This window comes from Caulobacter sp. GW821-FHT10A06 (assembly GCF_059415805.1).
Window position 1 is genome coordinate 202,866 of record NZ_JBWKNY010000009.1, and the last position, 24,475, is coordinate 227,340.

Annotated in this window: 26 protein-coding genes and 1 pseudogene; 20 read left to right on the top strand and 7 right to left on the bottom strand. The window is 68.7% G+C overall.

Translation table 11 applies throughout. The features are described from left to right. Positions 1–36: 36 nt before the first annotated feature. Genes AC07NF_RS25200 through AC07NF_RS25210 form a run of 3 tightly spaced genes read left to right on the top strand, consistent with a single transcriptional unit; the run spans position 37 to position 1,516 of the window. Positions 37–402, top strand: coding sequence for an ArsR/SmtB family transcription factor (locus AC07NF_RS25200; RefSeq protein WP_492814919.1), 366 nt, complete (start codon positions 37–39; stop codon positions 400–402). Beyond that, entirely contained in the window at positions 399–857 is a 459-nt protein-coding gene (locus tag AC07NF_RS25205) for an SRPBCC domain-containing protein (protein ID WP_494633408.1), read from the top strand. The genes AC07NF_RS25200 and AC07NF_RS25205 overlap by 4 nt, the downstream gene beginning before the upstream one ends. Then, the gene (locus tag AC07NF_RS25210; protein ID WP_494633409.1) at positions 854–1,516 is read left to right on the top strand and encodes a glutathione S-transferase family protein; all 663 of its coding nucleotides are present in this window, start codon (positions 854–856) and stop codon (positions 1,514–1,516) included. The genes AC07NF_RS25205 and AC07NF_RS25210 overlap by 4 nt, the downstream gene beginning before the upstream one ends. Here AC07NF_RS25210 and AC07NF_RS25215 read toward each other — a convergent pair. Both AC07NF_RS25215 and AC07NF_RS25220 read right to left on the bottom strand, forming a co-directional pair. Next, a complete protein-coding gene (locus AC07NF_RS25215) occupies positions 1,476–2,684 on the bottom strand; it encodes a patatin-like phospholipase family protein (protein ID WP_494633410.1) in 1,209 nt (402 codons plus the stop codon). The two genes, AC07NF_RS25210 and AC07NF_RS25215, sit on opposite strands and share 41 nt — an antisense overlap. A gap of 250 nt (positions 2,685–2,934) precedes the next feature. Then, positions 2,935–3,144: a cold-shock protein gene (locus AC07NF_RS25220; protein WP_291871344.1), complete on the bottom strand. Its 210-nt coding sequence runs from the start codon at positions 3,142–3,144 to the stop codon at positions 2,935–2,937. A 378-nt stretch (positions 3,145–3,522) separates the two neighbouring features. Here AC07NF_RS25220 and AC07NF_RS25225 point away from each other — a divergent pair, with 378 nt between their 5' ends. Further along, positions 3,523–3,699: a hypothetical protein gene (locus AC07NF_RS25225; protein WP_494633411.1), complete on the top strand. Its 177-nt coding sequence runs from the start codon at positions 3,523–3,525 to the stop codon at positions 3,697–3,699. On the opposite strand, the gene AC07NF_RS25230 is transcribed toward AC07NF_RS25225, so the two are convergent. Further along, on the bottom strand, positions 3,700–5,475 hold the full coding sequence (locus AC07NF_RS25230; RefSeq protein WP_494633412.1) for an SLC13 family permease: 1,776 nt from the start codon (positions 5,473–5,475) through the stop codon (positions 3,700–3,702). Between the two features lie 96 nt (positions 5,476–5,571). Then, positions 5,572–6,189, bottom strand: coding sequence for a CDP-diacylglycerol--glycerol-3-phosphate 3-phosphatidyltransferase (gene pgsA / locus AC07NF_RS25235; protein WP_492814911.1), 618 nt, complete (start codon positions 6,187–6,189; stop codon positions 5,572–5,574). A 151-nt stretch (positions 6,190–6,340) separates the two neighbouring features. Here pgsA and AC07NF_RS25240 point away from each other — a divergent pair, with 151 nt between their 5' ends. Continuing rightward, a complete protein-coding gene (locus tag AC07NF_RS25240) occupies positions 6,341–8,011 on the top strand; it encodes a sensor histidine kinase (RefSeq protein ID WP_494633413.1) in 1,671 nt (556 codons plus the stop codon). Here the strand turns inward: AC07NF_RS25240 and AC07NF_RS25245 are convergent. Further along, positions 8,008–8,718 (bottom strand): hypothetical protein, encoded by a 711-nt coding sequence (locus AC07NF_RS25245; RefSeq protein WP_494633414.1) that lies wholly within the window; start codon positions 8,716–8,718, stop codon positions 8,008–8,010. The genes AC07NF_RS25240 and AC07NF_RS25245 overlap by 4 nt on opposite strands. 62 nt (positions 8,719–8,780) lie before the next feature. Between AC07NF_RS25245 and AC07NF_RS25250 the strand changes: the two genes are divergently transcribed. The 3 genes from AC07NF_RS25250 (at position 8,781) to AC07NF_RS25260 (ending at position 11,974) form a co-directional block, all read left to right on the top strand. After that, positions 8,781–9,254 carry a hypothetical protein gene (locus AC07NF_RS25250; protein ID WP_492814905.1) on the top strand — a complete coding sequence of 158 codons (474 nt, stop codon included), beginning with the start codon at positions 8,781–8,783 and terminating at the stop codon, positions 9,252–9,254. Between the two features lie 42 nt (positions 9,255–9,296). After that, complete coding sequence (locus AC07NF_RS25255) at positions 9,297–10,826, top strand: hypothetical protein (protein WP_494633415.1); 1,530 nt, start codon at positions 9,297–9,299, stop codon at positions 10,824–10,826. Positions 10,827–10,912: 86 nt separating this feature from the next. Beyond that, the gene (locus tag AC07NF_RS25260; RefSeq protein WP_494633416.1) at positions 10,913–11,974 is read left to right on the top strand and encodes an HPP family protein; all 1,062 of its coding nucleotides are present in this window, start codon (positions 10,913–10,915) and stop codon (positions 11,972–11,974) included. 134 nt (positions 11,975–12,108) lie between these two features. On the opposite strand, the gene AC07NF_RS25265 is transcribed toward AC07NF_RS25260, so the two are convergent. After that, positions 12,109–14,316 (bottom strand): methyl-accepting chemotaxis protein, encoded by a 2,208-nt coding sequence (locus tag AC07NF_RS25265; protein WP_494633417.1) that lies wholly within the window; start codon positions 14,314–14,316, stop codon positions 12,109–12,111. Positions 14,317–14,426: 110 nt separating this feature from the next. Between AC07NF_RS25265 and AC07NF_RS25270 the strand changes: the two genes are divergently transcribed. The 12 genes from AC07NF_RS25270 to pseG all read left to right on the top strand — a co-directional run bounded on the left by AC07NF_RS25270 (position 14,427) and on the right by pseG (position 24,311). Continuing rightward, positions 14,427–15,089 carry a glutathione S-transferase family protein gene (locus AC07NF_RS25270; protein WP_494633454.1) on the top strand — a complete coding sequence of 221 codons (663 nt, stop codon included), beginning with the start codon at positions 14,427–14,429 and terminating at the stop codon, positions 15,087–15,089. A gap of 79 nt (positions 15,090–15,168) precedes the next feature. Then, a complete protein-coding gene (locus AC07NF_RS25275) occupies positions 15,169–16,443 on the top strand; it encodes an alginate export family protein (protein ID WP_494633418.1) in 1,275 nt (424 codons plus the stop codon). A 112-nt stretch (positions 16,444–16,555) separates the two neighbouring features. After that, entirely contained in the window at positions 16,556–16,981 is a 426-nt protein-coding gene (locus tag AC07NF_RS25280; protein ID WP_494633419.1) for a VOC family protein, read from the top strand. A 67-nt stretch (positions 16,982–17,048) separates the two neighbouring features. Then, positions 17,049–18,371 (top strand): DUF418 domain-containing protein, encoded by a 1,323-nt coding sequence (locus AC07NF_RS25285; protein ID WP_494633420.1) that lies wholly within the window; start codon positions 17,049–17,051, stop codon positions 18,369–18,371. Positions 18,372–18,483: 112 nt separating this feature from the next. Then, positions 18,484–18,831 (top strand): hypothetical protein, encoded by a 348-nt coding sequence (locus AC07NF_RS25290; protein WP_494633421.1) that lies wholly within the window; start codon positions 18,484–18,486, stop codon positions 18,829–18,831. Then, entirely contained in the window at positions 18,828–20,429 is a 1,602-nt protein-coding gene (locus tag AC07NF_RS25295; protein ID WP_494633422.1) for a methyl-accepting chemotaxis protein, read from the top strand. The genes AC07NF_RS25290 and AC07NF_RS25295 overlap by 4 nt, the downstream gene beginning before the upstream one ends. 123 nt (positions 20,430–20,552) lie before the next feature. After that, a complete protein-coding gene (greA, locus tag AC07NF_RS25300) occupies positions 20,553–21,026 on the top strand; it encodes a transcription elongation factor GreA (RefSeq protein ID WP_492083176.1) in 474 nt (157 codons plus the stop codon). Between the two features lie 98 nt (positions 21,027–21,124). Next, a complete protein-coding gene (locus tag AC07NF_RS25305) occupies positions 21,125–22,255 on the top strand; it encodes a mitochondrial fission ELM1 family protein (protein WP_492814887.1) in 1,131 nt (376 codons plus the stop codon). 45 nt (positions 22,256–22,300) lie between these two features. Further along, the gene (locus AC07NF_RS25310) at positions 22,301–22,528 is read left to right on the top strand and encodes a hypothetical protein (RefSeq protein ID WP_492814885.1); all 228 of its coding nucleotides are present in this window, start codon (positions 22,301–22,303) and stop codon (positions 22,526–22,528) included. Continuing rightward, entirely contained in the window at positions 22,529–22,624 is a 96-nt protein-coding gene (locus AC07NF_RS25315; protein ID WP_492815278.1) for a hypothetical protein, read from the top strand. It abuts the gene before it with no gap. After that, positions 22,621–23,334, top strand: coding sequence for a cytidylyltransferase domain-containing protein (locus tag AC07NF_RS25320; RefSeq protein WP_494633455.1), 714 nt, complete (start codon positions 22,621–22,623; stop codon positions 23,332–23,334). The genes AC07NF_RS25315 and AC07NF_RS25320 overlap by 4 nt, the downstream gene beginning before the upstream one ends. Further along, positions 23,331–24,311 (top strand): UDP-2,4-diacetamido-2,4,6-trideoxy-beta-L-altropyranose hydrolase, encoded by a 981-nt coding sequence (pseG, locus tag AC07NF_RS25325; protein ID WP_494633423.1) that lies wholly within the window; start codon positions 23,331–23,333, stop codon positions 24,309–24,311. Before AC07NF_RS25320 ends, pseG begins: the two co-directional genes overlap by 4 nt. Before the next feature lie 21 nt (positions 24,312–24,332). On the opposite strand, the pseudogene AC07NF_RS25330 reads toward pseG, so the two are convergent. After that, positions 24,333–24,466, bottom strand: a pseudogene (locus AC07NF_RS25330) (hypothetical protein). Positions 24,467–24,475 lie beyond the last annotated feature (9 nt).

The following is a 24,475-nucleotide window of genomic DNA, read 5'->3' on the forward strand; positions in this document are numbered from 1 at the left end:
TTAACGATCTTGTTAATTATCAAACTCGTTAAATAGATGACCGACTCCCTCTCCACCACCTTCGCCGCCCTCGCCGACCCGACCCGCCGCGCCATCCTGGCCCGGCTGGCCTCGGGCGAGGCCACGGTCAACCAGCTGGCCGAGCCGTTCGACATCAGCCTGCCCGCCGTCTCGCGCCACCTGAAGGTGCTGGAGGGCGCGGGGCTGATCAGCCGCTCGCGCGAGGCCCAGGCCCGCCCCTGCAAGCTGGAACCGGAGGCCCTGCAACGGGCCTATGGCTGGATCGACTACTACCGCCGCTTCTGGGACGAGAGCTTCGACCGCATGGCCGCGTACCTGGCCGAACTGCAGGCCGAAGAGGCCGCCTCCTCAAAGGACACCCCAAAGGACCTTCAAGAATGACCGACACTGTCGTGATCCAGGACGACGAGCTCCTGATCGAACGCATCTTCGACGCGCCCCGCGAGCTGGTGTTCCGCGTCTGGACCAAGCCCGAGCACCTGATGAAGTGGTGGGGCCCCAAGAGCTTCACCCCGCTGGCCATCGAGCAGGATTTCCGCGTCGGCGGGACCTATCACTACGGCATGCTCAGCGAGGAGGGCCGCGAGGTCTGGAAGTCGGGGGTCTACCAGGAGATCGTCCCGAACGAGCGGATCGTCATGACCTTCCGCTGGGACGACGGGGCGTTCGATGTCGACAACATCGTCACAGTCACCTTCCTGACCATGGCCAGCGGCCGCACCCTGTTCCGCTTCCACCAGGCGCCGTTCAAGACGCTCGAGGCCCGCGACGCCCACATCGGCGGCTGGAGCAGCCTGTTCGACAAGATGACCACCTATCTGGAGACCGCCCAATGAACGCGCTCGTTTCCGCCTATGCCTGGGTGCCCGGCATCGCCCGCGGCCATGTCCGCGACCTGCGCGTCCGCTGGGCGCTGGAAGAGGCCGGCCTGCCCTACGACGCCGAGCTGATCCGCCTGGACGACAAGACCGCCTACCGCGCCAAGCAGCCGTTCGGCCAGGTGCCGGCCTATGTCGACGACGAGGTCGAGATGTTCGAGAGCGGCGCGATCGTGCTGCACCTGGCCGAGCGCTCGGAGGCGCTGATGCCGCGCGACGCGGCCGGCCGGGCGCGGGTCCAGACCTGGATCTTCTGCGCGCTCAACACCATGGAAACACCGATCGCCATGCTGGCCGAGCTGAATATCTTCAATGCCGGCCAGGCGTGGACCGAGGGCGCTCGCCCGCGTGTCGAGGGCTGGGTGCGCATGCGGCTGGGCGAGCTGGAAACCCGCCTGGGCGACAAGGCCTATCTGGATGGCGACGCCTTCACGGCCGGCGACATCCTGATGGCCGACGTGCTGCGCATGATCCCCGAGCCGATGATGGCCGAGTATCCTAAGCTGGCCGCCTATCTGGCGCGCTGCCTGGCGCGTCCGGGTTTCCAGAAGGCCCTGGACGCCCAGATGGCCGACTTCACCGGCGAGCCGCCAGCGGGCTGGACGGGGCCGCAATAACCGGCGGCGGGGCCACCCCATTCTGAGGGGCTTCAGGGATCGCCGGCTCGGACCAGGCGACCTCCATCTCGGCCCGGCGCTTGCCCAGGTCGAACAGGGTCCGGCGGTTGTCGGCGCTGAAGTCCAGGCCCGAGGTGTCCAGCGCTGTGTCGTCGGGAATGGCCGCATAGACCAGGCTGCCGCCGTTGCGCCGGGCGAAGGCGGCGCTGGCGGTCAGGTGGGTGCGCATCAGGGCCTTGCTCATGGTCAGCCACGAACGGCCCACCACCGACAGCGTGCCGCCCTTGGTGAAGCCGAACGCTCCGCCGATCTTGCCGTTGACCAGCACCGTGATGTGGCCCGGCCGCGCCTCGCCGACCTTGGGCGCGGTCCACAGCAGCAGTGACTCCGGGGCCACGAAGAACGGGATCGTCACCCCGCCGTCGACATGCATCTCCGACAGGCGCCGCCCGCTGCCCTCGACCTCGATCAGGGTGGGCGGGAAGACGCCGGGGATGCTGGCCGAGGCGACCAGCACGTCCTGGAACAGCTTGCGCGAGGCCTCGTCGCCCCGCGCGGCGATCGCGCCCATGTCCCAGATCACCGTCTCCTCGGTGTCGAGATTGGTGGTGGCGATCAGCAGGCGCCGGCCCTTGGCGTGCTCCATGGCGATCGCATACAGCATCGGCGCATCGACATATTTCTCGACCAGGGCCCGCAGCGCCTTGGTGTCGTAGAAGCCGGGCCGGAACAGCAGGTCGATGCCGCGCTTCTCCAGGATCTTGTCGGCCGCCTTGCTGGTGTAGGCCTCGGTCAGGCGGCGATCCCAGTCGGGACCCAGGAAGGCGAAGGGCGCGGTCAGGGCGCCGGTCGAGACGCCGGTGACGATGTCGAACTCGGGCCGCTGGCCGGTCTTGGTCCAGCCGACCAGCACCCCGGCCCCGTAGGCTCCGTTCGAGCCCCCGCCCGAGATGGCCAGAACGTCGAAGGTTTTCTGGTTGACGCGCCGGGTGCGCGCGGCCTCGGCGAAGCGGATGCCGGCGTCGGCGTCGCTGGCGTTGAACCGGATGTCGTTCAGCCCCTTGGGCGCCTCGGCCGCCAGGTCATTGGCCGTGAACGGATCGCGCGGCAGCGAACCGCAGGCGGTCAGCAGCAGGACGGACAGCAGGGCGGCGAGCAGCCTGGACATGGGGAATGGGAAGCCTCCGACAACAGCCGTCGTCAAGGCCGAATTCTCCTTCTCCCCTTGCGGGAGAAGGTGTCAGCGCAGCTGACGGATGAGGGGTTGATAGGCCTGTCCGGATAGCGGAGCGCAACCCCTCACCCGACCTGCTTCGCAGGCCACCCTCTCCCGCAGGGGGAGAGGGGTATTCCAAACGAAAACAGGCCAGCGCGAGCGCTGGCCTGTCCGTAGAACCTGTCGGTTCGCTGCGGGTCGCTTAGACCGCTTGCAGCTGGCCGGCCGAGGTCTTGCCGCTGCGGCGGTCGACTTCCGGCTCGAACGAGATCTTTTGACCTTCGTTCAGCGAGCCGAGGCCAGCGCGTTCAACGGCCGAGATGTGGACGAAGATGTCGTTGCCGCCGTTGTCCGGCTGGATGAAGCCGAAGCCCTTGGTGGAATTGAACCACTTCACGGTGCCAGTAGCCATGGGGGAGTATCCTTAGTCACGGGTGTTCGCCGACCGAAAACGTCCCGATCAGCGATCAAATTTCGTTGGAAGTTCGGAAGGCGCGTCCGGCGCTCCACCACGGGAGCAAGGAATAGCAGGCCGAGCGGCAGCGAATTCGATGATCTAGGATCGCTGATTTTATTCCAAAAATCAAGGAAGGAATATTTGGTCTACTTGGGGCGCGGGCTGGATCCCGCGCGGCGTTTCGCGCGTTGCCTTGATGGGCGAGTTTTTGCCCGGGATTTTCCCCCACATTTTGCCCAGGCCAGACGGCGTTTCGCATGCTCCCGATCGAGGGGGCTTGCGGGAGTCGTAATTGCAATTCATTCTCAGGAACATCATCGCGAGGAGACGACGATGGTTCTGCGGATGACGGGCGCCAGCTGGCTGGCCACCATGATGCGATGCGAGCGCGAGGACGGCGACCGCGAAGACAGCGACCGGGGCGCGCCCCCGGCCTGGCTGCTGGACGGCGCGCCCGATCCCGAGCTGCTGGAAGCCCTGGAACGCCTGGCGGCGAACGACGCGGCCTAGCTATTTGGCAAACGGCCACACCCACGCGATCAGCCACGGCGCGATCAGCAGGATCAGCGCGCTGAGCGGCGCGCCCAGCCGGGCGTAGTCGCCGAACCGGTAGCCGCCCGGCCCAAGCACCAGGGTGTTGCACTGGTGACCGACGGGCGTGAGGAAGTCGCAGCCCGCCCCCACCGCCACGGCCATCAGGAACGGATCCGGCGACAACCCCAGCCGCTGCGCCACGCCCATGCCGATCGGCGCGGCGATCAGCACGGTGGCGGCGTTGTTCAGGAAGGGCGTGGCGGCCATGGCCACGGCCATCATCGCCGTCAGGGTGGCGATCGGCGGCAGGCCGTGGAAAGCGCCCGACAGCCAGGCCGAGATCAGGTCGGCGCCGCCGGTCTTCTCGATCGTGTCGCTGACCGGGATCAAGGCCGCCACCAGCACCAGCACCGGCGCCTCCAGCGCCGCATAGGCCTCGCGCATGCGCAGCGCCCCGGTCGCCACCACCAGCACCGCCGCGCCGAAGAAGCCGGCCGCCACGGGGACGACGCCGGTCGCCACCAGGGTCATGGCCACGACCAGGATCGCCACCGGCAGGATGGCGTGACGCACGCCGCCCAGCCGCACCTCGCGCTCCGCCAGCGGCAGAAGGCCCAAGGCTTGTAGAGCGCCCGGCAGCGACTGCTCGGCGCCTTGCAGCACGATGATGTCGCCGGCCTTCAGGCGGATGGTGGCCAGGCGTCCGGCCATGCGGTGGCCGCTGCGACTGACGCCCAGCAGGTTGACGCCGTGGGTGTCGGACAAGGTGACGCTGCGGGCCGACTTGCCGATCAGGTCGCTCTCGCCGCCGATCACCGCCTCGACGACACGCACCTCCTCGGTCGGCTCGTTCATGACCAGCGGGCGGTCGGCGTCGCGCAGCTTCAGCCTGGCGGCGACGATCAGCTGGTTCAGCGCCTGCTGCTCGCCCTCCAGCAACAGGACGTCGCCGGGGTGGAGCTTGAGATTGGCGTGCGGGGTCTCGATCCGCTCGCGGCCACGCAGCAGGGCCACGATCGAGACCGCGCCCTCGCCGGCCTTCTTCAGGGCCGAGACGTTGCCGCCGCTCCAGCCTTCGGGCACCTCGACCTCGGTGACATAGGCGTTGGCCGCCAGGGCCGCGTCGACATCGATGGCCGCCTGGCGCTCGCGCGGCAGCAGGCGGTAGGCGAAGGACAGGTAGGTGACGGCGATCACCGTCAGAATGCCGCCGACCGGGAAGAAGTCGAACATCCGGAACGGCTGGCCCAAGGCCTCCTGCCGCACCTCCGAGACGATGATGTTGGGCGAGGTGCCGACCAGCACCGCCAGGCCGCCGACCAGCGAGCCGAACGCCATGGGCATCAAGAGGCGCCCGGGCGGCACGCCGGTGCGTCGGGCGATCTGCAGGGCGCTGGGCATCATCAGGGCCAGGGCGCCGACGTTCTTGGTGGCCATGGACAGGACCGCCGTGGTCCCGGCCAGCACGGGGACCTGTGTGCGCTCGTCCTTCAGCTTGGGCAGCAGCGGCGCCATCAGCAGGTCGACGATCCCCGAGCGCGCGACGGCGGCCGAGAGGACCAGGGCGCTGGCGATGATGATGACGATGTCGTTGGCGAAACCGTCGAATGCGGCCTTCACCGGGATCAGGCCCAGGGCCATGCCGGCGGCCAGGGCGCCCAGCGCGATCAGGTCATAGCGCCAGCGGCCCCAGACGAAGGCGGCGATGGTGGTCGCGATCAAGCCGAAGGCGAGGCCTTGGTGGAGAGTCAAACGGTAGTCCCCCGGGAAGCTGTGCTTGGGGGAACGGGGCGTAGACGGTTCTGGTTCAGCGCCTGATCAAAATCCTCCCCCTAGCGGGGGAGGATCTTAAGTCAGCGCCTTGCGCGCCGCTTCCCAGTACTGCGCGCCGGTGATCAGCGTCACCAGCGTCGCGATCCAGAGCAAGCTGTGCGCCACCACCGTGAAGCCGCCCATCACCGCCGGCTCCAGCGACAGCCCGAACGCGCCCCAGCTGGCCAGGATCAGCTCCGCGCCGATCGCCACCAGCTGCAGCGTGGTCTTCCACTTGGCCAGCAGGGTCACCGGCAGCTTGATCCCCTTGCCGGCCCCGACTTCGCGCAGGGCGCTGACGGCGAATTCACGGAACAGGATCAGGCCGGCCGGCAGCACGACCATGGCGTTGGGACCCAGCGCCATCAGGCCCAGCAGGGCGCCGCAGACCAGGATCTTGTCGCCGATGGGGTCCAGGATCGCGCCCCAGACGCTGACCGCGTCCAGCTTGCGCGCCAGCCAGCCATCGAAGAAGTCGGTCACCGAGGCGACGACAAAGGCGTAGAACGCCCAGCGCTCCAGCCGCAGCTGGCTCTCGGCCGTCAGCTGGTCGCTGACCCACGGCACCGCGCCCGCCGCGGCCGCCAGGGCGACGAACATGAACAGCGCCATCGCGAGGCGCGAGCCGGTCAGGATGTTGGGCAGGTTCTTCATGGTGAGGTTCATAACGCACAAAACGACGACAGGGCTACGGCCACGCTCGTTAACCGAGCAACGGGTTTTTTAAGACGCCGGACGCGACTCGCTTCGGTATACAAGTCTTGAGGGCGATACCGCGCTCTCGTCGCAGCGGGCGCGCCACCGCATGGAACGGCTGAACGGGGGAGTCTTCGGCATGCGCCGCCGCATCGGCTCGGTGCGCAACCGGCTCGTTCTCCTGACCGTCAGCCTGCTGGTGCCCGCCCTGCTGTCGATGGGTTTCCTGCTGGCGGGGGCCGACCGCGAGTCGCGCGGGCAGCTGTATCAGCAGCTGGTCACCACCGCTCGCGCCCTGAACGGCGCCGTCGACCGTCAGGCCGCCGTGGGCATCTCGGTGGCCGAGACCCTGTCCACCGACCAGGCCCTGCTGAACGGCGACTGGGCCGCCTTCCACGCCCGCGCCCGCCGCGCCATGGAGCGCCGCGCCGGCTGGATCGTCATCGCCGACGCCGACGGCCAGCAGGTGGTCAATACGCTCAAGCCGTATGGCGATCCCCTGCCCCGCATCAAGCGCACGCCCGAGGAGACCAGCGCCTTCTCGGCCGGCCGCAGCAAGGTCTCCGACCTCTTGAAGGGCCCGGTGGCCGGCAAGCCGGTGATTACGGTGGGCACGCCGATCACGGTCAAGGGCAAGGCCTATGTGCTGTCCTACGTGGTGGACTCGGCCTCTTTCACCTCCGTCTTCCGCCAGCAGCGGGTGCCCGACCGCTGGGTCGCCACCCTGCTGGACAACCACCGCCGGGTCATCGCCCGCTCGCGCTTCAACGAGAAGTTCACCGGCGCCCTGGCGTCCAAGGACATGGAGGACAACCTCCGCCACTCGACCGAAGGCGTGAACAAGAGCCAGTCGCTGGAAGGCGTGCCGACCATGGTCGCCTATACCCGCTCGCCCCAGACCGGCTGGACCCTGGTGGTGTCGATCCCGCGCGAGGACCTGACCACGACGGTCAACCGCTCGGTCTGGCTGGCCGGCGGCGTCTTCGTGCTGCTGCTGGCCCTGGGGATCGCCCTGTCGCTGGTCTATTCGCGCCGGATCAATGACGAGATGCGCCGCCTGGTCGCAGACGCCGACGCCATCGGCCGGGGCGAGACCCTGTCGCCGGCCGATCCCGACGGCCTGGAAGAGATCGCCGCCGTCCACGCCGCCCTGCGCGAGGCCTCTCGCGAACTGCAGGCCCGCGAGGAACGTCAGGGGGTGATGATCAACGAGCTGAACCACCGGGTGAAGAACACCCTGGCCACGGTCCAGGCCCTGGCCCGCCAGAGCTTCGCCAAGGTGAAGGGCGCGCCGCTGGAGGTGTTCACCGACCGCCTGATCGCCCTGTCGGCCGCCCACGACCTGCTCACCCGCACCGGCTGGCGCGAGGCCGACATGGGGGCGCTGGTGGCCGCCAGCGTCGGGGCGCACGTGGACCGCGTCGACCGCGCCGGCCCCGAGGTGGCGCTGGCCCCGCACACGGCGGTGGGCCTCTCCATGGTGTTCCACGAACTGGCCACCAACAGCGTCAAGTACGGGGCGCTGTCGGCGCCCGAGGGCCGGGTCGAGATCGACTGGCGGCTGGATCCGGTGACCGACACCCTGGCCTTCACCTGGCGCGACGTCGGCGGCCCGCCCGTCACCCCGCCCAAGCAGCAAGGCTTCGGCACCCGCCTGATCGAAAGCTCGATCCGCCGCGAGCAGAAGGGCCAGGCGCGGTTCGACTTCCGGCCCGACGGCGTGGTGTTCGAGGCCAGCTTCCCGCTGCCCGAGCAGGTGCGGTGGAGTAATAAGTTCTAGGCGCTGATGCTCAGCACCGAGCCCGCGCCCTTGGGCATCTGGACCTGGTCCGTCGCGTCCGGTCCTTCCACCGCCTTGGCGGCTTCGGTCAGGACCTTCTTGCCGTCCTCGATGTCGGCCGAACCGTCGTCCTTGTCGTCCTTGCCGGCCAGCTTCTTGAGCTTCGCCTCTTGCACCGCGGCGTCGTACATCTGCTTGGCCGCGCCGGCGAAGGTCTTGATCTCTTCCATGTAGATGTCGGCGGCGAAGCGTGGGGCGCCGGTCGCGGGCAGCGGGGTCACGACGGGCGTGGCGACCGGAGCGGCGGCGTCCGGCGCGGGCGCGGCGGCTTGCGGGTCGATCGGCTGACCGTTCTCATCGAGTTGCTGGCTGGCTTTCTGGGCGCTGGCCGCCTGCGCCGCCTCGCGGCCACCGGACGTGGCGTCGGCATAGTCTTTCGCCACCTGCGAATACTGCTTGTAGAGGTGGGCCGCGGCCTTGGCGCGCTCGAGCGGGTCCTGGATCAGGGTCAGGGCGATCAGCGCCTTGCTCATGTCCTTGAGCTTCTTGGCCACGTCCTGGCCGGGCGAGGAGCCTTCTTTCGCCGAACCCGAGGCGGAGGTCCCCTCCTTGGCGTCGTCGGTCTTCGCTGCGGGATCGTTGGAGAGCGGCGTCAGCGACTTGGCCAGGGAGGTCACCATGGCCGGGCTCAGGGAACTGACGTTCATCGCTTCAATCCTACGCGCGAGGTAATGCCCACCTCACAGGAACTGGGTTACAGCATGGTTCCATGACAGCCTATAGCACCGCCGAGATCGCGGCCCTGGCCGAGCGCCTGCTGGACCGCACCCTGCCGAAAGAGCAGTGGACCCACGCCGCCCACCTGACGGCGACCCTGCGCCTGGTCCGCACCCGCGACGCGGGGCTGGAGCGCGACCTGCCGGGCATCATCCGCGCCTACAACGTGGCGGTCGGCGGGGTGAACGACGACAAGAGCGGCTATCACGAGACCATCACCCAAGCCTATCTGGCTGCCATCCGCGCCTTCGACGCCGCCCTGCCGCCCGGCCTGGACGACGGCGAGGCCGCCGCCCGCCTGCTGGTCACGCCGCTGGGCGACAAGGAATGGCCGCTGAACCACTGGTCGCGGGAAGCGCTGTTCACGCCGGAAGCGCGGCTGGGGTGGGTGGGGCCGGACCTGAAGCCGCTGGAACATCCGCCGGAGCGATTGGAAGGACAACAACCCGGTGGTCAAAACGCCTGATCGACGCGACACTCGCCCTGAGACAGAGCTCAGCGGGGGCGAATGTTCTGGTTTCGGCGTCGTTTGATCCAATACAGCCAGCCTATCGAACGCGCGCCCAAACACGTGGCGCGGTTCTGGATCGGCTTCGAGCGACTGACCTTGGTCTTTTCGCTGATCGCGTCGATCGTAGCGATCGGCGGTATCGCTTCATGGTTTTTCGAGGCGGATTCGCGAGATCTGGATCGGGCCGCCCGCGTAGCTGAAGCCGTGAGCGGCGCTGAAGCTGCAATCGAGCGCGGGCGAAGCCACCGGGATGAGGTCGGCCAAAGCCAGGGCTTCAAGACACTCATCAGTCTTGGACGGCCGAGTTCGGCCATGGATCTTGATGATCAGACCCTTACCGGACTGGACCTGACCGACGGTGTCGCTCAGGAGCGCGGGCGCATAGTCGAGTTCCGCGATACGAAAATCCGACGGCGCGCGATGCCCATACGCCGTCCCGCGACCCACGCGATATGCGGGAACGTTACCGCGCTCGCTATTGATTTCGTGATCCTCAACAAGCTCAAAAGCAAAGCCGACAAACTTTGCATCACTGGCAGCGCCCATATTCGAGGGCTCGACGCTAAAGGTCTGACCGTCGACATCGACGGTCAATTTCTTCAAGCGTGGCAGCTTGGAAAGAACGCTCAGAGCCTTCACTCAGGACCCAATCTCACCGATCCCAACATCAGTATGGACAGCGAAGCCGTTCTACTCGGCTCGACGCTCCGTGACGGGCAGCTCCTGACAAATACTGATGCGACAACGATCGTCTCATCCAATTTGGCGGGAACGAAGCTCGATTTGGATAGCACTCGGATCGCGATCGTCGGCTCAAATCTGCGCGACACGACTATACGCGCTGATCACATCGCGGCGCTGGCGCAAGGGTTCATATGTATGAACTTCGGGGAGCCGGGCGATCGCGCCAAGTGCGTGTTTTCGTTCCAGGTCAATCCGGAAACACCAACGTCCAGTCGTCTCGTAATCGCCAATAGCGACATACGGGGCGCGGACCTCTCAAGCTTACCCTGGTCATCGATCGTTCTCTACAATGTCTGCGCGGACGACAAAACGCGCATGCCAGCCGGTGTCCGCATCGGCGCTTGCGGCCCCAATCTTCGGGCCGCATGGGACAGGTTAAACGCTGCCTGCCAGGAGGGGCGAGCGCGCGGCGCTAGGCCGTGCCCGGTCGGCCTTGATGAAACCTATCGCACCGATACGCCATTCGAGCCGATCTGGCTCCAACACGGCGCGTTGGCTGAGCGGATTTCTCCACCGCTACAGAGCGACTTCTACCCCTGGCTCCCGATCGACGACCCAAGGCTGCGCACGACGACGATGTTCGAATACAAGCTGGAGGCAATCCGTCGTAGGCCTGTTGCGCTGCCTGGCGACGGCTACACGCACGTCGGTTCCTGCTTCCTGCCCCGCTTGCCGCCCGACGAGATTGCGGTGCTTACGTCATTACATCGCTTTTTAGATCGCTCAGGAGCCGAGAACTGGAAGGCCATGCTCAAACCGGGCTTGCCGAACTGCCCGCACTAGGCGGATGTCCCACGCCTCTCCTTTCTTGAACCGGCTGTACAAAAATCGAAGAGACCTCGTCGCGGCCCCGAGCTAAGAGCCCGACCATGAGCACGCTTCACGCCCTGGTTCGCGGCAAGACGCCTATCCGTCCGATCGACGCCCTCCGGGGAGGCGCCGGCGCGCTGCTGGGCCTGCTGTTCGCGGGGCTCCTGGGACGCTTCGCTGTGGGCGGGGCCGACTGGCTGCATCCGCTGCTGGTGGCGCCGATCGGGGCGTCGGCGGTGCTGGTGTTCGCCGTGCCGGCCAGTCCGCTGGCCCAGCCGCGTTCGGTGCTGGGCGGCAACATCGTCTCGGCCTTCATCGGCATCACGGTGGCGATGCTGATCCCGCAGCCCCTGGTCGCCGCGCCTCTTGCTGTCGGATTGGCGATCGGGACCATGATGCTGCTGGGCTGCCTACACCCACCGGGCGGGGCCGTCGCTTTGATCTGCGTGATCGGCGGGCCCAAGGTGCTGGAGGCCGGTTATCTGTTCGCGCTCAATCCGGTGGCGGTGGACAGCCTGCTGCTGACCGGCGCGGGCATGATCTGGGGGCGGATCACGGGGCACTCCTATCCGCACCGGCCGCCGGTGACGGCGCCGACCCGCAGCGCCGGCTACAACACCGCCGACCTGGACGCCGCCCTGGCCCGCTACGGCGAGCTGCTGGACGTCAGCCGCGAGGACCTGGACGCCCTGTTCCGCGAGGTCGAGCTGTCGGCCGCCCAGCGCCTGCACGCCCAGATCCGCTGCGGCGACGTGATGTCTCGCGAGGTGATCAGCCTGCACCACGACCAGTCGGCGGAAAGCGCCCTAGCCTATCTGGCCGAGCATGAACTTCGCGCCGCCCCGGTGGTCGACGCCGAGGGCCGCGTGATCGGCATGGCCCGTCGGGCCGAGCTACAGACCAACCGCCGCCGCAAGGTCGAGGCGGCGTTGGATCCGTTCGTGCACAAGGTCATGGAGACCACGCCGATCGCGGCCCTGCTGCCGATCCTGTCGAGCGGCCATACGCATGAGGCGATGGTGGTGGATGGGGAGCGGCGGCTGATCGGGGTGATCACGCAGACGGATCTGATCGCGGTGCTGTACCGGGCGCACGTGGTGGAAAGTGTGGTCACGGCCTAGCTCCCTCTCCCCTTGCGGGAGAGGGTGGCCGCCGAAGGCGGTCGGGTGAGGGGTCGCGCGGCGGATCGGGCTATCAACCCCTCATCCGTCAGCTTCGCTGACACCTTCTCCCGCAAGGGGAGAAGGGAAGAAAACTAGGCCGCCCGCCTTACCGCCGAACGCCCCAGCCTGAACCGCCCCACCAACTCCATCAGCCGCGCCCCCTGCCCGGCCAGCTGCTGATCAGCCACCCGCGCCTGCTCGACCATCGCCAGGTTCTGCTGGGTAAACCGCTCGATCTCGGCCACCTCGCCATTCACGGCCGAGAGGTCCTGCGCCTGTTCCCGCACCGAAGACGCGATCCGCGTCGCCGCCGCGTCGATCCCCGCCATCCGCCCCGCCACGCCGTTCAGCGCCGCGCCGGTGCGTTCGACCTGGGCCACGCCCGCCTCGACGCGGAGGTTGGACTCCCCGATCAGGGTCTTGATCTGCTTGGCGGAGTCCGCCGAGCGCTGGGCCAAGGCCCGGACTTCCTGCGCCACCACCGCGAAGCCACGACCGGCCTCGCCGGCGCGCGCGGCTTCCACCCCGGCGTTCAATGCCAGCAGGTTGGTCTGGAAGGCGATCTCGTCGATCAGGCCGACGATGTCGCCGATCTGGCGCGAGGAGGCGTCGATCTCGCCCATGGTGCGGGCGGACTCGGCGACCAGGGTCCCGCCCTGATCGGCCTCGCCACGCGCCGAGGCGACCAGGCGGCGGGTCTCGTCGGCGCCGCCGGCGACCTCGCCCATGGCGCTGGTGACGCCGTTCAGCGAGCCGGCGGCGCGCTCCAGGCCTTGCGCCTGACGTTCGGTGCGGCGGGCCAGTTCGGTGGACGATTGGCTCAAGGTGTCGCTGGCCGCGCCGATGGCGTCGGCGGCCTCGGCGATCTCGCCGATGGCCTGTTCCAGGCTCTGGACGGCGGTGTTGAAGTCGGCGCGCAGCGGCTCGTAGACATCGGCGAACGGACCGGGGATGCGGCGGCTGAGGTCACCGTCGGCCACGGCGGCCAGGGCCTCGCCCACTTGGCGGACCACGGCGGTCTGCTCGTCGATGGACAGGGTCAGGGCGGCGGCGCGGTCGCGGTCGGCGTCGGCGGCGGCGCGCAGGGCCTCCTGCTGGTCGCGCAGGGCCTGGGCCCGTTCCAGTTCGGCGCGCAGGGTCTCCAGCGAGCGGGCGATCGAGCCGATCTCGTCGGCGCGTTCCAGCTCGGCCACCGGCTGGTCGTAGCGGTGCTCGGCCATCCCCCGCACGGTGTCGCGCAGGGTCAGCAACGGCTTGGCGATCAGCTTGCGCGAGGTCAGGGCCAGCACCGACAGGGCCGCCAGCAGCAGAACGAGGCCACCGATGGCCAGGCCCAGGGCCAGCTGCCGCGCGGGGGCCAGCAGGGCCTCTTCGGTAACGTCGACCACCACCGCCCAGGTCGCGCCCGAGGCCAGGCGGATCGGCGCCACCAGCCGCTCGGCGCGCTTGCCGCCGATCTTGACGCCCGAGATCACGGTCGGCCCGCCGCCAGCGATCACCGCCTTGACCTGGTCGAGGCCCGGATCGGCATAGGCCTTCATCCGCAGCGCGGCGTCGGGGTGCGAGACCCACAGGCCGCCGGGCGAGACCAGCATGGCGCGGCCGCCGTCGAAAGGCTTGAGGGCGTTCAGCCGGCCGGCGATGTCGTCCAGCGCCAGGTCGGCGCCCATGACGCCGACCGTCTTGCCGTCGGCGATCACCGGATAGGTGATCGAAGTCATCAGGACGTACTTGGTCTGGCCGCCGTCGGTGATGTTGTCGCGATAGGGCTCCAGGATCGCCGGCTTGCCGCTGTCGTAGCTGGTCTTGAAGAAGTCCTCGCCGAACTCGGTGTCCTCGCCCTGCTCGGCCGCCAGCGTGTCGCCATTGCGCACCCAGTAGCCGATGAAACGCCCCTGGGCCGTCGAGCCCAGGTCGGCGCGATTGGCGAACGCGGCGTCGTCGCCCAGCACGCCGGGCGCGAACATCAGCCAGCCGCCCAGCATGGTCTTGGAGGCGTTCGAGATCGGCTTCAGCTGCGCCAGGTACTGGGCGCGGTCGCGCTGGCCCGAGGCGTAGGTCGCGGCGAACAGGCCGGCCGAAGCCCGAACGACGGCGTCAGCGTCGTCCAGGTCGTTCTTGATCTCTTGCCCGGTCTGAGCCGTCACCGTGGCGGCGTAGCGCTCGGCCAGACCGCGCATGGCCTTGCCGCTCTGCCAGGTGATCAGCAGGGAGCCCGCGATCAGCAGCGCGCCAAGCGCGGCGCCGCCCGCCGTCATCAGCTTTCCCGCCAATGACAACCGCTTAAACGCTCCGGTCATCCGTACACCCCGACTCGACTAGGGGGCGAGGAAGCCATGGTAAACCTTGCCGAACCTTGAACGAGTGATCATCGTTCATGCGACAAGATATCCATATCGGGGAAGCGCCAGTGATCGTCGTCCATCACCTGAACAACTCCCGCAGCCAGCGCGTCCTGTGGCTGCTGGAGGAGCTGGGCCTGCCCTACGAGATCAAGCGTTACGAACGCGACGCGGCGACCATGCTGGCTCCGCCCGCGCTGAAGGCCATCCACCCGCTGGGCAAGTCGCCGGTGATCACCGACGGCGACAAGGTCATCGCCGAGACCGGGGCGATCGTGGAGTACATCCTGGAGACCTACGGCCAAGGCAGGCTGCTCCCGGCGGCGGGTACGCCCGAACGCCTGCGCTATACCTACTGGCTGCACTATGCCGAGGGCTCGGCCATGACGCCGCTCCTCTTGAAGCTGGTCTTCACCGCCCTGCCCAACCGCGCGCCGGGCCTGATGAAGGGCCTGGTCAAGTCGATCGCCGGCAAGGCCCAGAGCGGCTTCGTCGACCCGCAGATCAAGGCCCATGTCGACTACTGGGAAGCCGAGCTTTCCAAGTCGTCCTGGTTCGCCGGCAATGAGATGACCGGCGCCGACATCATGATGAGCTTCCCGCTGGAGGCCGGCATCGCCCGCGGCGGCGCGGCCAGCCGTCCACACGTCAAGGCGTTCGTCGACAGGATCCACGCCCGCCCCGCCTATCAGCGCGCCCTCGAGCGCGGCGGGCCTTACGCCTATGCTTAGTGTGACAAAGTATTGCTCGAGCGTGACACCGGGTTCCTCTTGGGAAGGTGATTAATCTTTATGGCCCAACACCCGGACCATGAAGACATCGCTGCTCGCTTGCGCGGCCCTGTTCGGGATCGCGGTCGGAGAGGCCACGGCCGCTGACGCCACCGTGATGGACGCCATCAAGAGTGGCCATCCAATCCTTGAGGTCCGCTCGCGCTATGAGCACTGGGACCAGACCAAGACCCGGACCCTGACCGAAAACGGCCAGGCCCTGACGGTCCGCGCCCGCTACGGCTGGGAGACCGGTGAGTACAAGACCCTCAAGGGCCTGGTCGACTTCGAGACCATCCGCTGGCTGGGGCCGCAACGCTTCGCCATCACCAACAACGGCGGCCCGCCGCTGAACGGCGCGGACAAGGTCCGCTATCCGGTGATCAACGACCCGGAAGTCACCGAACTGAACCGCCTGCAGCTCTCCTGGACGCCCAGCAAGGCGGCGCAGATCACCGTGGGCCGCCAGCGCATCCAGCTGGACGACCAGCGCTTCGTCGGCGCCGCGCCCTGGCGCATGGACGAGCAGACCTTCGACGCCGTCCGCGCCGACGTCTCGCATGGCCGCTTCAAGGCGACCTATGCCTATGTGACCAAGGTCAACCGCACCCTGGGCGAGATCGCCGACTGGGACAGCGACAGCCACTTCCTCAACGCCGGCTGGAGCGTCTCCGATGCTCTGCGCGTGCAGGCCCTGGTCTACGCCTTCGATTTCAAGCAGGCCCCGGCCAGCAGTTCGATCAGCAAGGGCGTGCGGGTCTCGGGCAAGGGCAAGATCGGTCCTTACGCCGTAGCCTATGCCGCCACCTGGGCCCGCCAGAACGACTGGCGCGGCAACACCGCCCCGTTCGAACTCGACTATCTCGGCGTCGAGGCCTCGGCCACGCGCGGCATCTACACCGTGCGCCTGGGCTACGACGCCCTGGAAGGCGACGGCGTGCGCGGCTTCGGCTCGGCGATCGGCGCGGCCCACGGGGTCAATGGCTGGGCCGACGCCTGGTCCAGCGCCGGCGGCATCAAGAACTTCGCCGACGGCCTGCGGGACGCCAACATCACCGTCACCGTGAAGCCCAAGCACCGCTGGCTGCCGAAGAAGAGCGAGCTGATGGCCCGCTATCATGACTTCGACGACGACCGCACCGGCGCGGACCTGGGCCGCGAGTGGAACCTCAGCTGGATCGCCCCGGTCACCTCGAAGATGACCATGCAGTGGAAGTACGCCGACTTCGATCGCGCCGACACCGTGCCCGTGGGCACGCTCGCCCCGCCGGCCTCGCGGACCAAGTGGTGGCTGATCCTGGAGTACAAGCTCTAGGTCCCCAGACTCTAGATCCGGGGGGGCGCCTGCTGACAACTTCGGGCAATCGTGCGTGTGAAAACGTCGCCGATCTCGACTAACGTCGGGGAAACCCAAGGGAGATACGCCCATGAAGATCGTCACCAGCCTCTCGTTCCAGGGTGAGTGCCGCGCCGCGTTCGACTTCTACGCCCAGGTGCTGGGCGGCAAGGTCACCGCCGCCTTCCCGTTCGGCGAAGGCCCGCCGGACATGCCGGTCGATCCCAAGTACAAGGACTGGCTGATGCACGCCTGGCTGGACGTGGGCGACCAGTCGATCATGGGCGCGGACATGCCGCCCGAATTCGCCCCCAACATCGACAAGCCCAAGAACGGCTTCGACGTCACCTACCACACCGACGACCCGGCCGAGGCCAAGCGCGTCTTCGACGCCCTGTCGGAAGGCGGTAAGGTCGGCATGGACTTCGCCGCGACGTTCTGGTCGCCGGGCTATGGCAGCTTCACCGACAAGTTCGGGATTCCGTGGATGATCAACACGGTGCCGAAGGCGGAATAGACTTTCCGCATACCCCCGCGCCCGCGTTTGAGACACACTCAGGGTCGAGCACGCGGGCGGGGGCCTCATGGACGGCGAGACGAAAGACGTCGACGGGATCAGGCTGGCGCCGGTCGCGCGGGCGACACGCATTGACGCCCTGGACATCCTGCGCGGGGTCGCCGTCCTCGGCATCCTGCTGATGAACATCCCGGAGATGGGTCTGCGCTGGGGGTGGCCCAAGCCGGCCCTGCCCCTGGCGATCAACGCCGACTGGATCGCCTATGTCGTCCAGGATGTCGGCTTCGCCGGGACGATACGCGGGCTGTTCACCCTGCTGTTCGGGGCGGGGATGATGATCATGCTGCGCCGCCCCGATCCCGAGCGGGAGGCGCTGGCGCTGCAGGCCTTCTACACCCGCTGCTTTGGCCTGATGCTGCTGGGCGCGGCCCAGTTCGCGGTCTTCCTTTGGCCGGGCGAGATTCTGTTCAGCTACGGCGTGTGCGGCCTGGCGCTGCCGCTGTTTCGCCGGGCGCCGACGCGGATGCTGGTCGCGGCGGCGGCGGCCATGCTGCTGACCCTGACCGCCTCGGGCACCGTCCAGGGCCTCAAGGCCGCCGAGGGCCTGCGCCAGGCCGAAGCGGCGGTCGTCGCCAAGGCCGCCGGCAAGACCCTCACCGACGACCAGAAGAAGGCGCTGGAGAAGCGCGACGAAAAGCTGAAGACCCTCCTGTCGCCCGAAGCCCGGGCCAAGGAACGCGAGGTCCGCACCCACCTGCCCTCGCTGCTGGGCTGGAGCCTCCAGCGGTGGTCGGAGTTCAATCTGGACCTGAACGAGGACGCCCACCTGTGGCTGCTAGAGTCGCTGGGTTTCATGCTGCTGGGCGTGGCGTTGTTCCGAAGCGGCGTGCTGACCGGCGAGGCGCCCGTGGCGACCTATTGGGCCCTTCTGCTGGGCGGTCTCGCCATCGGCCTGGCCCTGCGCGGTGGAGTCGAGGCCCTGCGGTGGCGGGCCGGCTACCTGCCCCATTCCAGCGTCGCGACGGCCCAGCCGCTGATTTTCGAGGCGGGCCGGCTGGCCATGACCCTGGCCTGGCTGGGCGGGCTGATGCTGCTGATCAAGGCCCGCGTGCTGGGCGCCCTGGGCGGCGCGCTGGCGGCGGTGGGACGAACGGCGCTGTCGAACTACACGCTGCAGTCCATCGTCACCTCGATCCTGTTCTACGGTCTTGGCCTCTATGACCGCCTGGGGTTCGCCCAGCTGATGGGGCTGTGTGTCGTGATCTGGATCGGCCAGGCGGCGCTCAGCGTGCTGTGGCTCAGGGTCTACGAGATGGGCCCCGCCGAGTGGCTGCTGCGGTCGCTGACCTATGGCGCGTGGCGGCCGTTGAGGCGGTCCGCCGCCGGCTAGTCCTGCGGCCAACCGTCGCCCGGGCCCCTCCGTTAAGCTTTCGCAAACCACGTTGGCGGCATTCGTCTTCGTGCGCTCGCACCTTTTCGCCGGCGCGACGGAGACCCGCGCCTTGACGACCCCGACCTCAGCGACGCGCCGCCTTGCCGCCGTCGCGGGTCCGGTCGCTCTCGCGACCCTCGGTGTCTTTCTCAGCTTGTTCGCCGCCGTGGCCGTCGACGCCCAGCCCCGCACGCCCGGACGGGTGGCGGCGGTGTTTCCGCCGTGGTGGAGCCCGGCCCAGATCATCGGCGCGGCCGGATCGGCCGGCGATATCGCCGGGGCCGGCGGAGCCTCCTTCATCGTCATCCTGCGGGGTGACCCTTCCGACCTTTCGCAGCGCGCTCGCGACGCCGGCGCGCTGATGCTGCTCGACCCCGCCCTTGCCGGCGCCTGCGCGCGCCCGGAGCCTTCCGCATGAAACTGGCCTTCTCGAACCTCGACGCCCAACGCGCGCTCGGCGGCAAGCTGATCGTCGTCCTGGCCTGGGCGATGATCCCGGTGGTGCTGGTCGCACGCCTGGCTGTGCACGAAGCCGCCCTGGGCCTGGCCGTCGCCTCGGTGCTGACGGCGACCGGCGCGACCCTGGCCTGGCGGTTTGGCGGCGAGACCACGGGCGGTCGCTCGCTAGTGGGCGTGGCGCTGATGGCCCAGGTCTCGCTGCTGGTCGCGGCTCTGGGCGGCCACGGCTGGCAGGCCGACATGCACATGGCCTATTTCGCCGCCCTGGCCCTGCTGGTGGTCTATTGCGACTGGGTCGTCATCGCCGCCGCGGCCGCCACGGTCGCCGTGCACCATCTGGGCCTGTCATACCTGCTGCCCAGCGCCGTGTTTCCGGGCTCGGCCAGCCTGGGCCGGGTGATCGTCCACGCCGTCATCCTGATCGTCGAGGCCGGCGCCCTGATCGCCGTCACCGCCAGCGTCAACTCGATGTTCGCCGTCGCCCAGCGCGCCCGCGCCAAGGCCGAAGCCGCCGTCGGCGAGGCCCGCGCCGCCAATGACGCCGCCGAGGACGCCCGCCGCTCGGAAGAAGAGAGCCGCACCGTCAACACCGCCGCCCGCGAACGGGCCGAGGCTCAGCGCGACGCCGCCATCGCCGCCCTCGGCCAAGCCCTGTCGCACCTGGCGCGCGGCGACCTGACCGCGCGCCTCGACCAGCGTTTCGCCGAGGCCTACGAGCCCCTGCGCGGCGACTACAACACCGCCGCCGGCAAGCTGGCCGACGCCCTGTCGGTGATCGAGGGCCGGGTCGACGGCCTGCGCGCCGGCTCGGACCAGATCGCTGACGCCTCGGTCAGCCTCTCGCGCCGCACCGAGCGCCAGGCCGCCACCCTGGAAGAGACCGCCGCGGCCATGGAGGAGATCACCACCACGGTCGCCCAGACCGCCTCGGGCGCCAAGAAGGCCGCCGGCGTGGTGGCTCGCGCCCGCGACGACATCCGCCGCTCGGGCGAGGTGGTGCAGCAGGCCGTCACCGCCATGACCGCCATCGAGGGCTCCTCGCAGCAGATCACCAACATCATCTCGGTGATCGACGAGATCGCCTTCCAGACCAACCTGCTGGCCCTAAACGCCGGGGTCGAGGCCGCCCGCGCCGGCGACAGCGGTAAGGGCTTCGCCGTCGTCGCCCAAGAAGTCCGGGCCCTGGCTCAACGCTCGGCCGACGCGGCCAAGGAGATCAAGACCTTGATCTCGACCTCGACCGCCCAGGTCGAGGAAGGCGTCGGCCTGGTCGGCCGCACTGGCGAGGCCCTGGAGCGCATCGTCTCGCAGATCGCCGAGATCGACGGCCTGGTCAGCGAGATCGCCGCCTCCGCGCAAAGCCAGGCCCACGGCCTCACCCAGGTGAACGGCGCCGTCAACCAGATGGACCAGGTGCTGCAGGAGAACGCCAGCATGGTCGAGCAGACCTCGGTGGCCACCCAGACCCTGAACGCCGACGCCGCCCTGCTGGCCGATCTGGTGGGCCAGTTCGAGCTGCCGGGCGCGGCCTCGCAGCCTGTCCGCCGCCGGGCCTGATCCCGTAAGGCCTAGCTCGCCCCCTTGCGCATCCGAAACTGGGCGCCTATCCTCCCAGCCCCCGGTTGTGAGCGCCCGCGACCGGAAGTCTTTCCTCCCAAGGCGTCCGAGCTAAAATCCGCAATGGAAAAAGTGCCGATGACCGTCGTGGGGTATCAGACCCTCGACGAAGAACTGAAGCGTTTGAAGACCATCGAGCGTCCGTCGGTGATCGCGGCGATCGCCGAGGCGCGTTCGCACGGCGACCTGTCGGAAAACGCCGAGTACCATGCCGCCAAGGAGCGTCAGGGCTGGATCGAAGGCCAGATCGCCGAGATCGAGGACAAGATCGCCCGCGCCCAGGTGATCGACGTGTCGAAACTGTCGGGCAAGCAGATCAAGTTCGGAGCGACCGTGTCGGTGATCGACGAGGACACCGAGGACGAGGCGCGCTACCAGATCGTGGGCGAGCATGAGGCCGACGTGAAGTCGGGCCGCATCTCCGTCTCGTCGCCGCTGTCGCGCGCGATGATCGGCAAGGAAGTCGGCGAGGTGGTCGAGGTCAACACCCCCGGCGGCACCAAGGCCTACGAAATCACCAAGGTGGAGTGGCTGTAAGGCGGCTTGCCGCCTTAGCTGCGCCATGAAGTACGGTTCAATGGAGCGAGGCCGCTAACCAGCGGCCTTGTTTCGTTTGCGTATGCGGGGTCGATGACTTGGCCGAAGCTCCGAAACTTCCCCTCAAGATTTGGGCGGTGTCCGACGGTCGCGCCGGCATCGAGGCCCAGGTCGTGGGCCTGTCGGACGCGATCGCGCGGCTGGTCCCCTGCGAGGTCACGGTCAAGCGCGTCGGCTGGACGGGCCGCATCGGCCGCCTGCCCTGGTGGCTGAACCTGCTGCCCAAGCGCTGGCTGACGCCCGACAGCGGCATCCCGACCGGCAAAGGAGAAGAGTGGCCCGACGTCTGGGTCGCCGCCGGCCGCGCCACCCTGCCTCTCTCCATCCGCGCCAAGCGCTGGTCGGGCGGCAAGACCTATGTGGTCCAGATTCAGGACCCGCGGGTCCCGGCCCACATGTTCGACCTGGTCATCCCGCCCAAGCACGACCGCCTGACCGGCGACAACGTGCTGCCGATCAGCGGCTCGCCGCACCGGGTGACGCCCCAGCGACTGGCGGCCGAGTACGCGGCCTTCAAGGACGTCATCGACGCCCTGCCTCGCCCGCGCGTGGCGGTGCTGATCGGCGGTAAGTCCAAGGCCTTCGACCTGTCCAGCGAGCGGGCCGCGCAGATCGCCCACTCGATCCAGATCCCGCTGGAGCAGGACGGCGGCAGCTTGCTGATGACCTTCTCGCGCCGCACGCCTGAGCCGGCTCGCGCCCTGATGGCCGCGCGGCTGCGGCACCTGCCGGGCATGGTGTGGAACGGCGAAGGCCCCAATCCGTACTTTGCCTTCCTGGCGGCGGCCGACTACATCCTCGTCACCGAGGACTCGACCAACATGGCCACCGAGGCGGCCTCGACCGGAAAGCCGGTGTTTGTGCTGAAGCTGGACGGCCACAGCCTGAAGTTCCGCCTGTTCCACGAAGAGCTGGAGCGCATGGGCGCGGCCCGGCCCTACGGCGGCGCGTTCCACGGCTGGACCTACGAGCCGGTCGACGAGACCGACCGCGCGGCGCGGGAGGTGCTGGCGCGGCTGGGGGTGGAGATCCCGGAGCCGGCGGTCGAGACGCCCGTCGAGGCGGCGCCGAAGCCCACGCGGAAGCCTCGAGCGAAGAAGGTCGAGGCGATTGCGGAGACGCCCGCGCCGAAGCCGAGAAAGCCCCGCGCGGCCAAGCCGAAAGCCTGATTTTTCTGATTGCGAGCGCGCGAACGTTCGCCTTATGTTCGCGCCATGATTGAGCCCGAGCTCCCATCGTCGACCGGCAAGGCGGCGCGCAACGAGCGGCGAAAAGCGTTCGCGTCGACCTGCAACACGGTGGCGGTGGCGTTCTTCGTCTCGGCCCTGTTGCAGCCAGTCACCGGAGGCCAGCTGCGATGGGTCAGCGTGATCGGCGCGCTGGTCGGCTTCGTTGCCCTGCAGTTGTTTCTCCACTACATTCTGGCGCGAGTGGAGGATTGAATGGATCCGGTTATCCAAGTCGTCCTGATTGGTCTGGTGTTCGTGGCCGCCGCCTATGGCGTGTTCTGGCTCTCGATGCGGAACGACCGCCGCTGATCCTCGCCATCCTCCAAGCCCGCATGAGTTCGACCCGCTTGCCGGGCAAGGTGCTGATGCCGATCGTGCGCCAGCCGATGATCGTGCGGCAGATCGAGCGTGTCGCCCGCGCGCGCCTTGTCGACAAGCTGGTCGTGGCCACCTCCGACCGTCCCGAGGACGACGCCATCGAGGCCGCCGTGCGGCGCGAGGGGATCGCCGTATTCCGGGGCTCGCTGGAGAACGTCCAGCAGCGGTTCATCGGCGCGCTGGACGCCCATCCCGCCGACCACGTCGTGCGCCTGACCGCCGACTGCCCGCTGGCCGATCCCGACCTGATCGACGCCACCATCCAGCTCTGCCTGTCCAAGGGCGCTGACTATGTCAGCAACACCCCCGACGGCCACGCCCACCCCAAGGGCACCGATGTCGAGGTGATGACCGCCGCCGCCCTGCGCCAGGCCGCTGCCGAGGCGACCACGCAAGAGGCCCGCGAGCACGTCACCTGGGACCTCTACCGGTCCGGCCGCTTCGATTGCGCCTGGCTGCCCTGCTACCCCGACCAGGGCGCGGTGCGCTGGACCGTCGACCGACCTGACGACTACGCTTTCGTGGCGGCGGTCTATGACGCCCTCTACGAAAAGAACCGCGCCTTCACCTCGGACGACGTGCGGGCCTTCGTGAGGAGCCGGCCGGATCTCGCCGACTACGGCGGCGATCCGCGGGTATGACCCGCATCCTGTTTGTCTGCGCGGCGGGTCCCAGCGTGGGCGGCGGCCATGTGATGCGGTCCCTGACCCTGGCGCGGGCGCTAGCGGCGCGGGGCGCGGACTGCGCGTTCGCGGCGACACCAGAGGTCGCGGTCGTGCTCGACGCCTTCGCCCCCGACATGGCGCGGGCCGAGACCGATGAGGGTTTCGACGCCCTGGTGTTCGACAGCTACGCCCTCACCGCCAACGACCACCGCGCGGTCGCGCAAGGCCGCCCGACCCTGGTCATCGACGACCTGGCCGACCGGCCGCTGGCGGCGGACCTGGTGCTGGACGCCGGCCCGGCGCGGCAGGCGCAAGACTATGCCGGCCTGGTTCCGGATGGCGCCAAGCTGCTGCTCGGCCCGAACTACGCCCCCGTGCGTCCGGCCTTCGCCGAGCTGCGTGACGAGGCCCTGGCCCGCCGGGCCGAGCGCGGGCCGGTGCAGAGAGTCCTGGTCTCGCTGGGCCTGACCGACGTCGGCGGCATCACCGGCCGGGTGACCCGGCTGCTGCAGCCGATCCTCGGCGAGGCCCGGCTGGACCTGGTGGTCGGCGGCGGCGCGCCCAGCCTGCCGGACCTGTGGGCGCTGGCGGGCGAGGATCCGCGCATCGAGCTGCACGTCGACACCCAGCACATGCCGCAACTTGTGTTCGACGCCGACCTGGCCATCGGCGCCGGCGGCTCGACCACCTGGGAGCGCTGCGTGCTGGCCCTGCCCGCCCTGACCCTGATGTTGGCCGATAACCAGGTCGCGGCGGCGCGGGCGCTGGAGGCGGCGGGGGTGACGCCCTGCCTGGAGGTGGGCGATCCGGGGTTCGAGGCGGCGTTCGTGCGCGAGGTCGAGAGCTTGCTGGGAAGCGAGGAGCGCCGCGCGGCGTTGTCGGCGGCCAGTGCGACGGTGTGCGATGGGCGGGGTGCTGATCGAGTGGCGGAGGCGTTTCTGAGCCTGCTCTGAGCGCCCCCTCCGTCACGTCGCCTATCGGCGCCGCGCCACCTCCCCCGCAAGCGGGGCAGGAGGGAGTGTCTTCTCCTCCCTCGTGAAACGGGGGAGGTGGATCGCTGCGGATACGCAGCGAGACGGAGGGGGCGCTCAGCCCCCACCTGCGACAACTTGGCCGC

Excerpts from the sequence above, each read along its gene's own strand:
- AC07NF_RS25225 (WP_494633411.1), top strand. The coding sequence starts at position 3,523 with ATGGTTCTGCGGATGACGGGCGCCAGCTGGCTGGCCACCATGATGCGA.
- AC07NF_RS25205 (WP_494633408.1), top strand. The coding sequence starts at position 399 with ATGACCGACACTGTCGTGATCCAGGACGACGAGCTCCTGATCGAACGC.
- AC07NF_RS25265 (WP_494633417.1), bottom strand. The coding sequence starts at position 14,316 with ATGACCGGAGCGTTTAAGCGGTTGTCATTGGCGGGAAAGCTGATGACG.
- AC07NF_RS25220 (WP_291871344.1), bottom strand. The coding sequence starts at position 3,144 with ATGGCTACTGGCACCGTGAAGTGGTTCAATTCCACCAAGGGCTTCGGC.
- AC07NF_RS25245 (WP_494633414.1), bottom strand. The coding sequence starts at position 8,718 with ATGAACGTCAGTTCCCTGAGCCCGGCCATGGTGACCTCCCTGGCCAAG.
- AC07NF_RS25250 (WP_492814905.1), top strand. The coding sequence starts at position 8,781 with ATGACAGCCTATAGCACCGCCGAGATCGCGGCCCTGGCCGAGCGCCTG.
- AC07NF_RS25285 (WP_494633420.1), top strand. The coding sequence starts at position 17,049 with ATGGACGGCGAGACGAAAGACGTCGACGGGATCAGGCTGGCGCCGGTC.
- AC07NF_RS25310 (WP_492814885.1), top strand. The coding sequence starts at position 22,301 with ATGATTGAGCCCGAGCTCCCATCGTCGACCGGCAAGGCGGCGCGCAAC.
- AC07NF_RS25240 (WP_494633413.1), top strand. The coding sequence starts at position 6,341 with ATGGAACGGCTGAACGGGGGAGTCTTCGGCATGCGCCGCCGCATCGGC.
- AC07NF_RS25215 (WP_494633410.1), bottom strand. The coding sequence starts at position 2,684 with ATGTCCAGGCTGCTCGCCGCCCTGCTGTCCGTCCTGCTGCTGACCGCC.
- AC07NF_RS25200 (WP_492814919.1), top strand. The coding sequence starts at position 37 with ATGACCGACTCCCTCTCCACCACCTTCGCCGCCCTCGCCGACCCGACC.
- AC07NF_RS25210 (WP_494633409.1), top strand. The coding sequence starts at position 854 with ATGAACGCGCTCGTTTCCGCCTATGCCTGGGTGCCCGGCATCGCCCGC.
- AC07NF_RS25275 (WP_494633418.1), top strand. The coding sequence starts at position 15,169 with ATGAAGACATCGCTGCTCGCTTGCGCGGCCCTGTTCGGGATCGCGGTC.
- AC07NF_RS25255 (WP_494633415.1), top strand. The coding sequence starts at position 9,297 with ATGTTCTGGTTTCGGCGTCGTTTGATCCAATACAGCCAGCCTATCGAA.
- greA (WP_492083176.1), top strand. The coding sequence starts at position 20,553 with ATGGAAAAAGTGCCGATGACCGTCGTGGGGTATCAGACCCTCGACGAA.
- AC07NF_RS25295 (WP_494633422.1), top strand. The coding sequence starts at position 18,828 with ATGAAACTGGCCTTCTCGAACCTCGACGCCCAACGCGCGCTCGGCGGC.
- AC07NF_RS25315 (WP_492815278.1), top strand. The coding sequence starts at position 22,529 with ATGGATCCGGTTATCCAAGTCGTCCTGATTGGTCTGGTGTTCGTGGCC.
- AC07NF_RS25280 (WP_494633419.1), top strand. The coding sequence starts at position 16,556 with ATGAAGATCGTCACCAGCCTCTCGTTCCAGGGTGAGTGCCGCGCCGCG.
- AC07NF_RS25260 (WP_494633416.1), top strand. The coding sequence starts at position 10,913 with ATGAGCACGCTTCACGCCCTGGTTCGCGGCAAGACGCCTATCCGTCCG.
- pseG (WP_494633423.1), top strand. The coding sequence starts at position 23,331 with ATGACCCGCATCCTGTTTGTCTGCGCGGCGGGTCCCAGCGTGGGCGGC.
- pgsA (WP_492814911.1), bottom strand. The coding sequence starts at position 6,189 with ATGAAGAACCTGCCCAACATCCTGACCGGCTCGCGCCTCGCGATGGCG.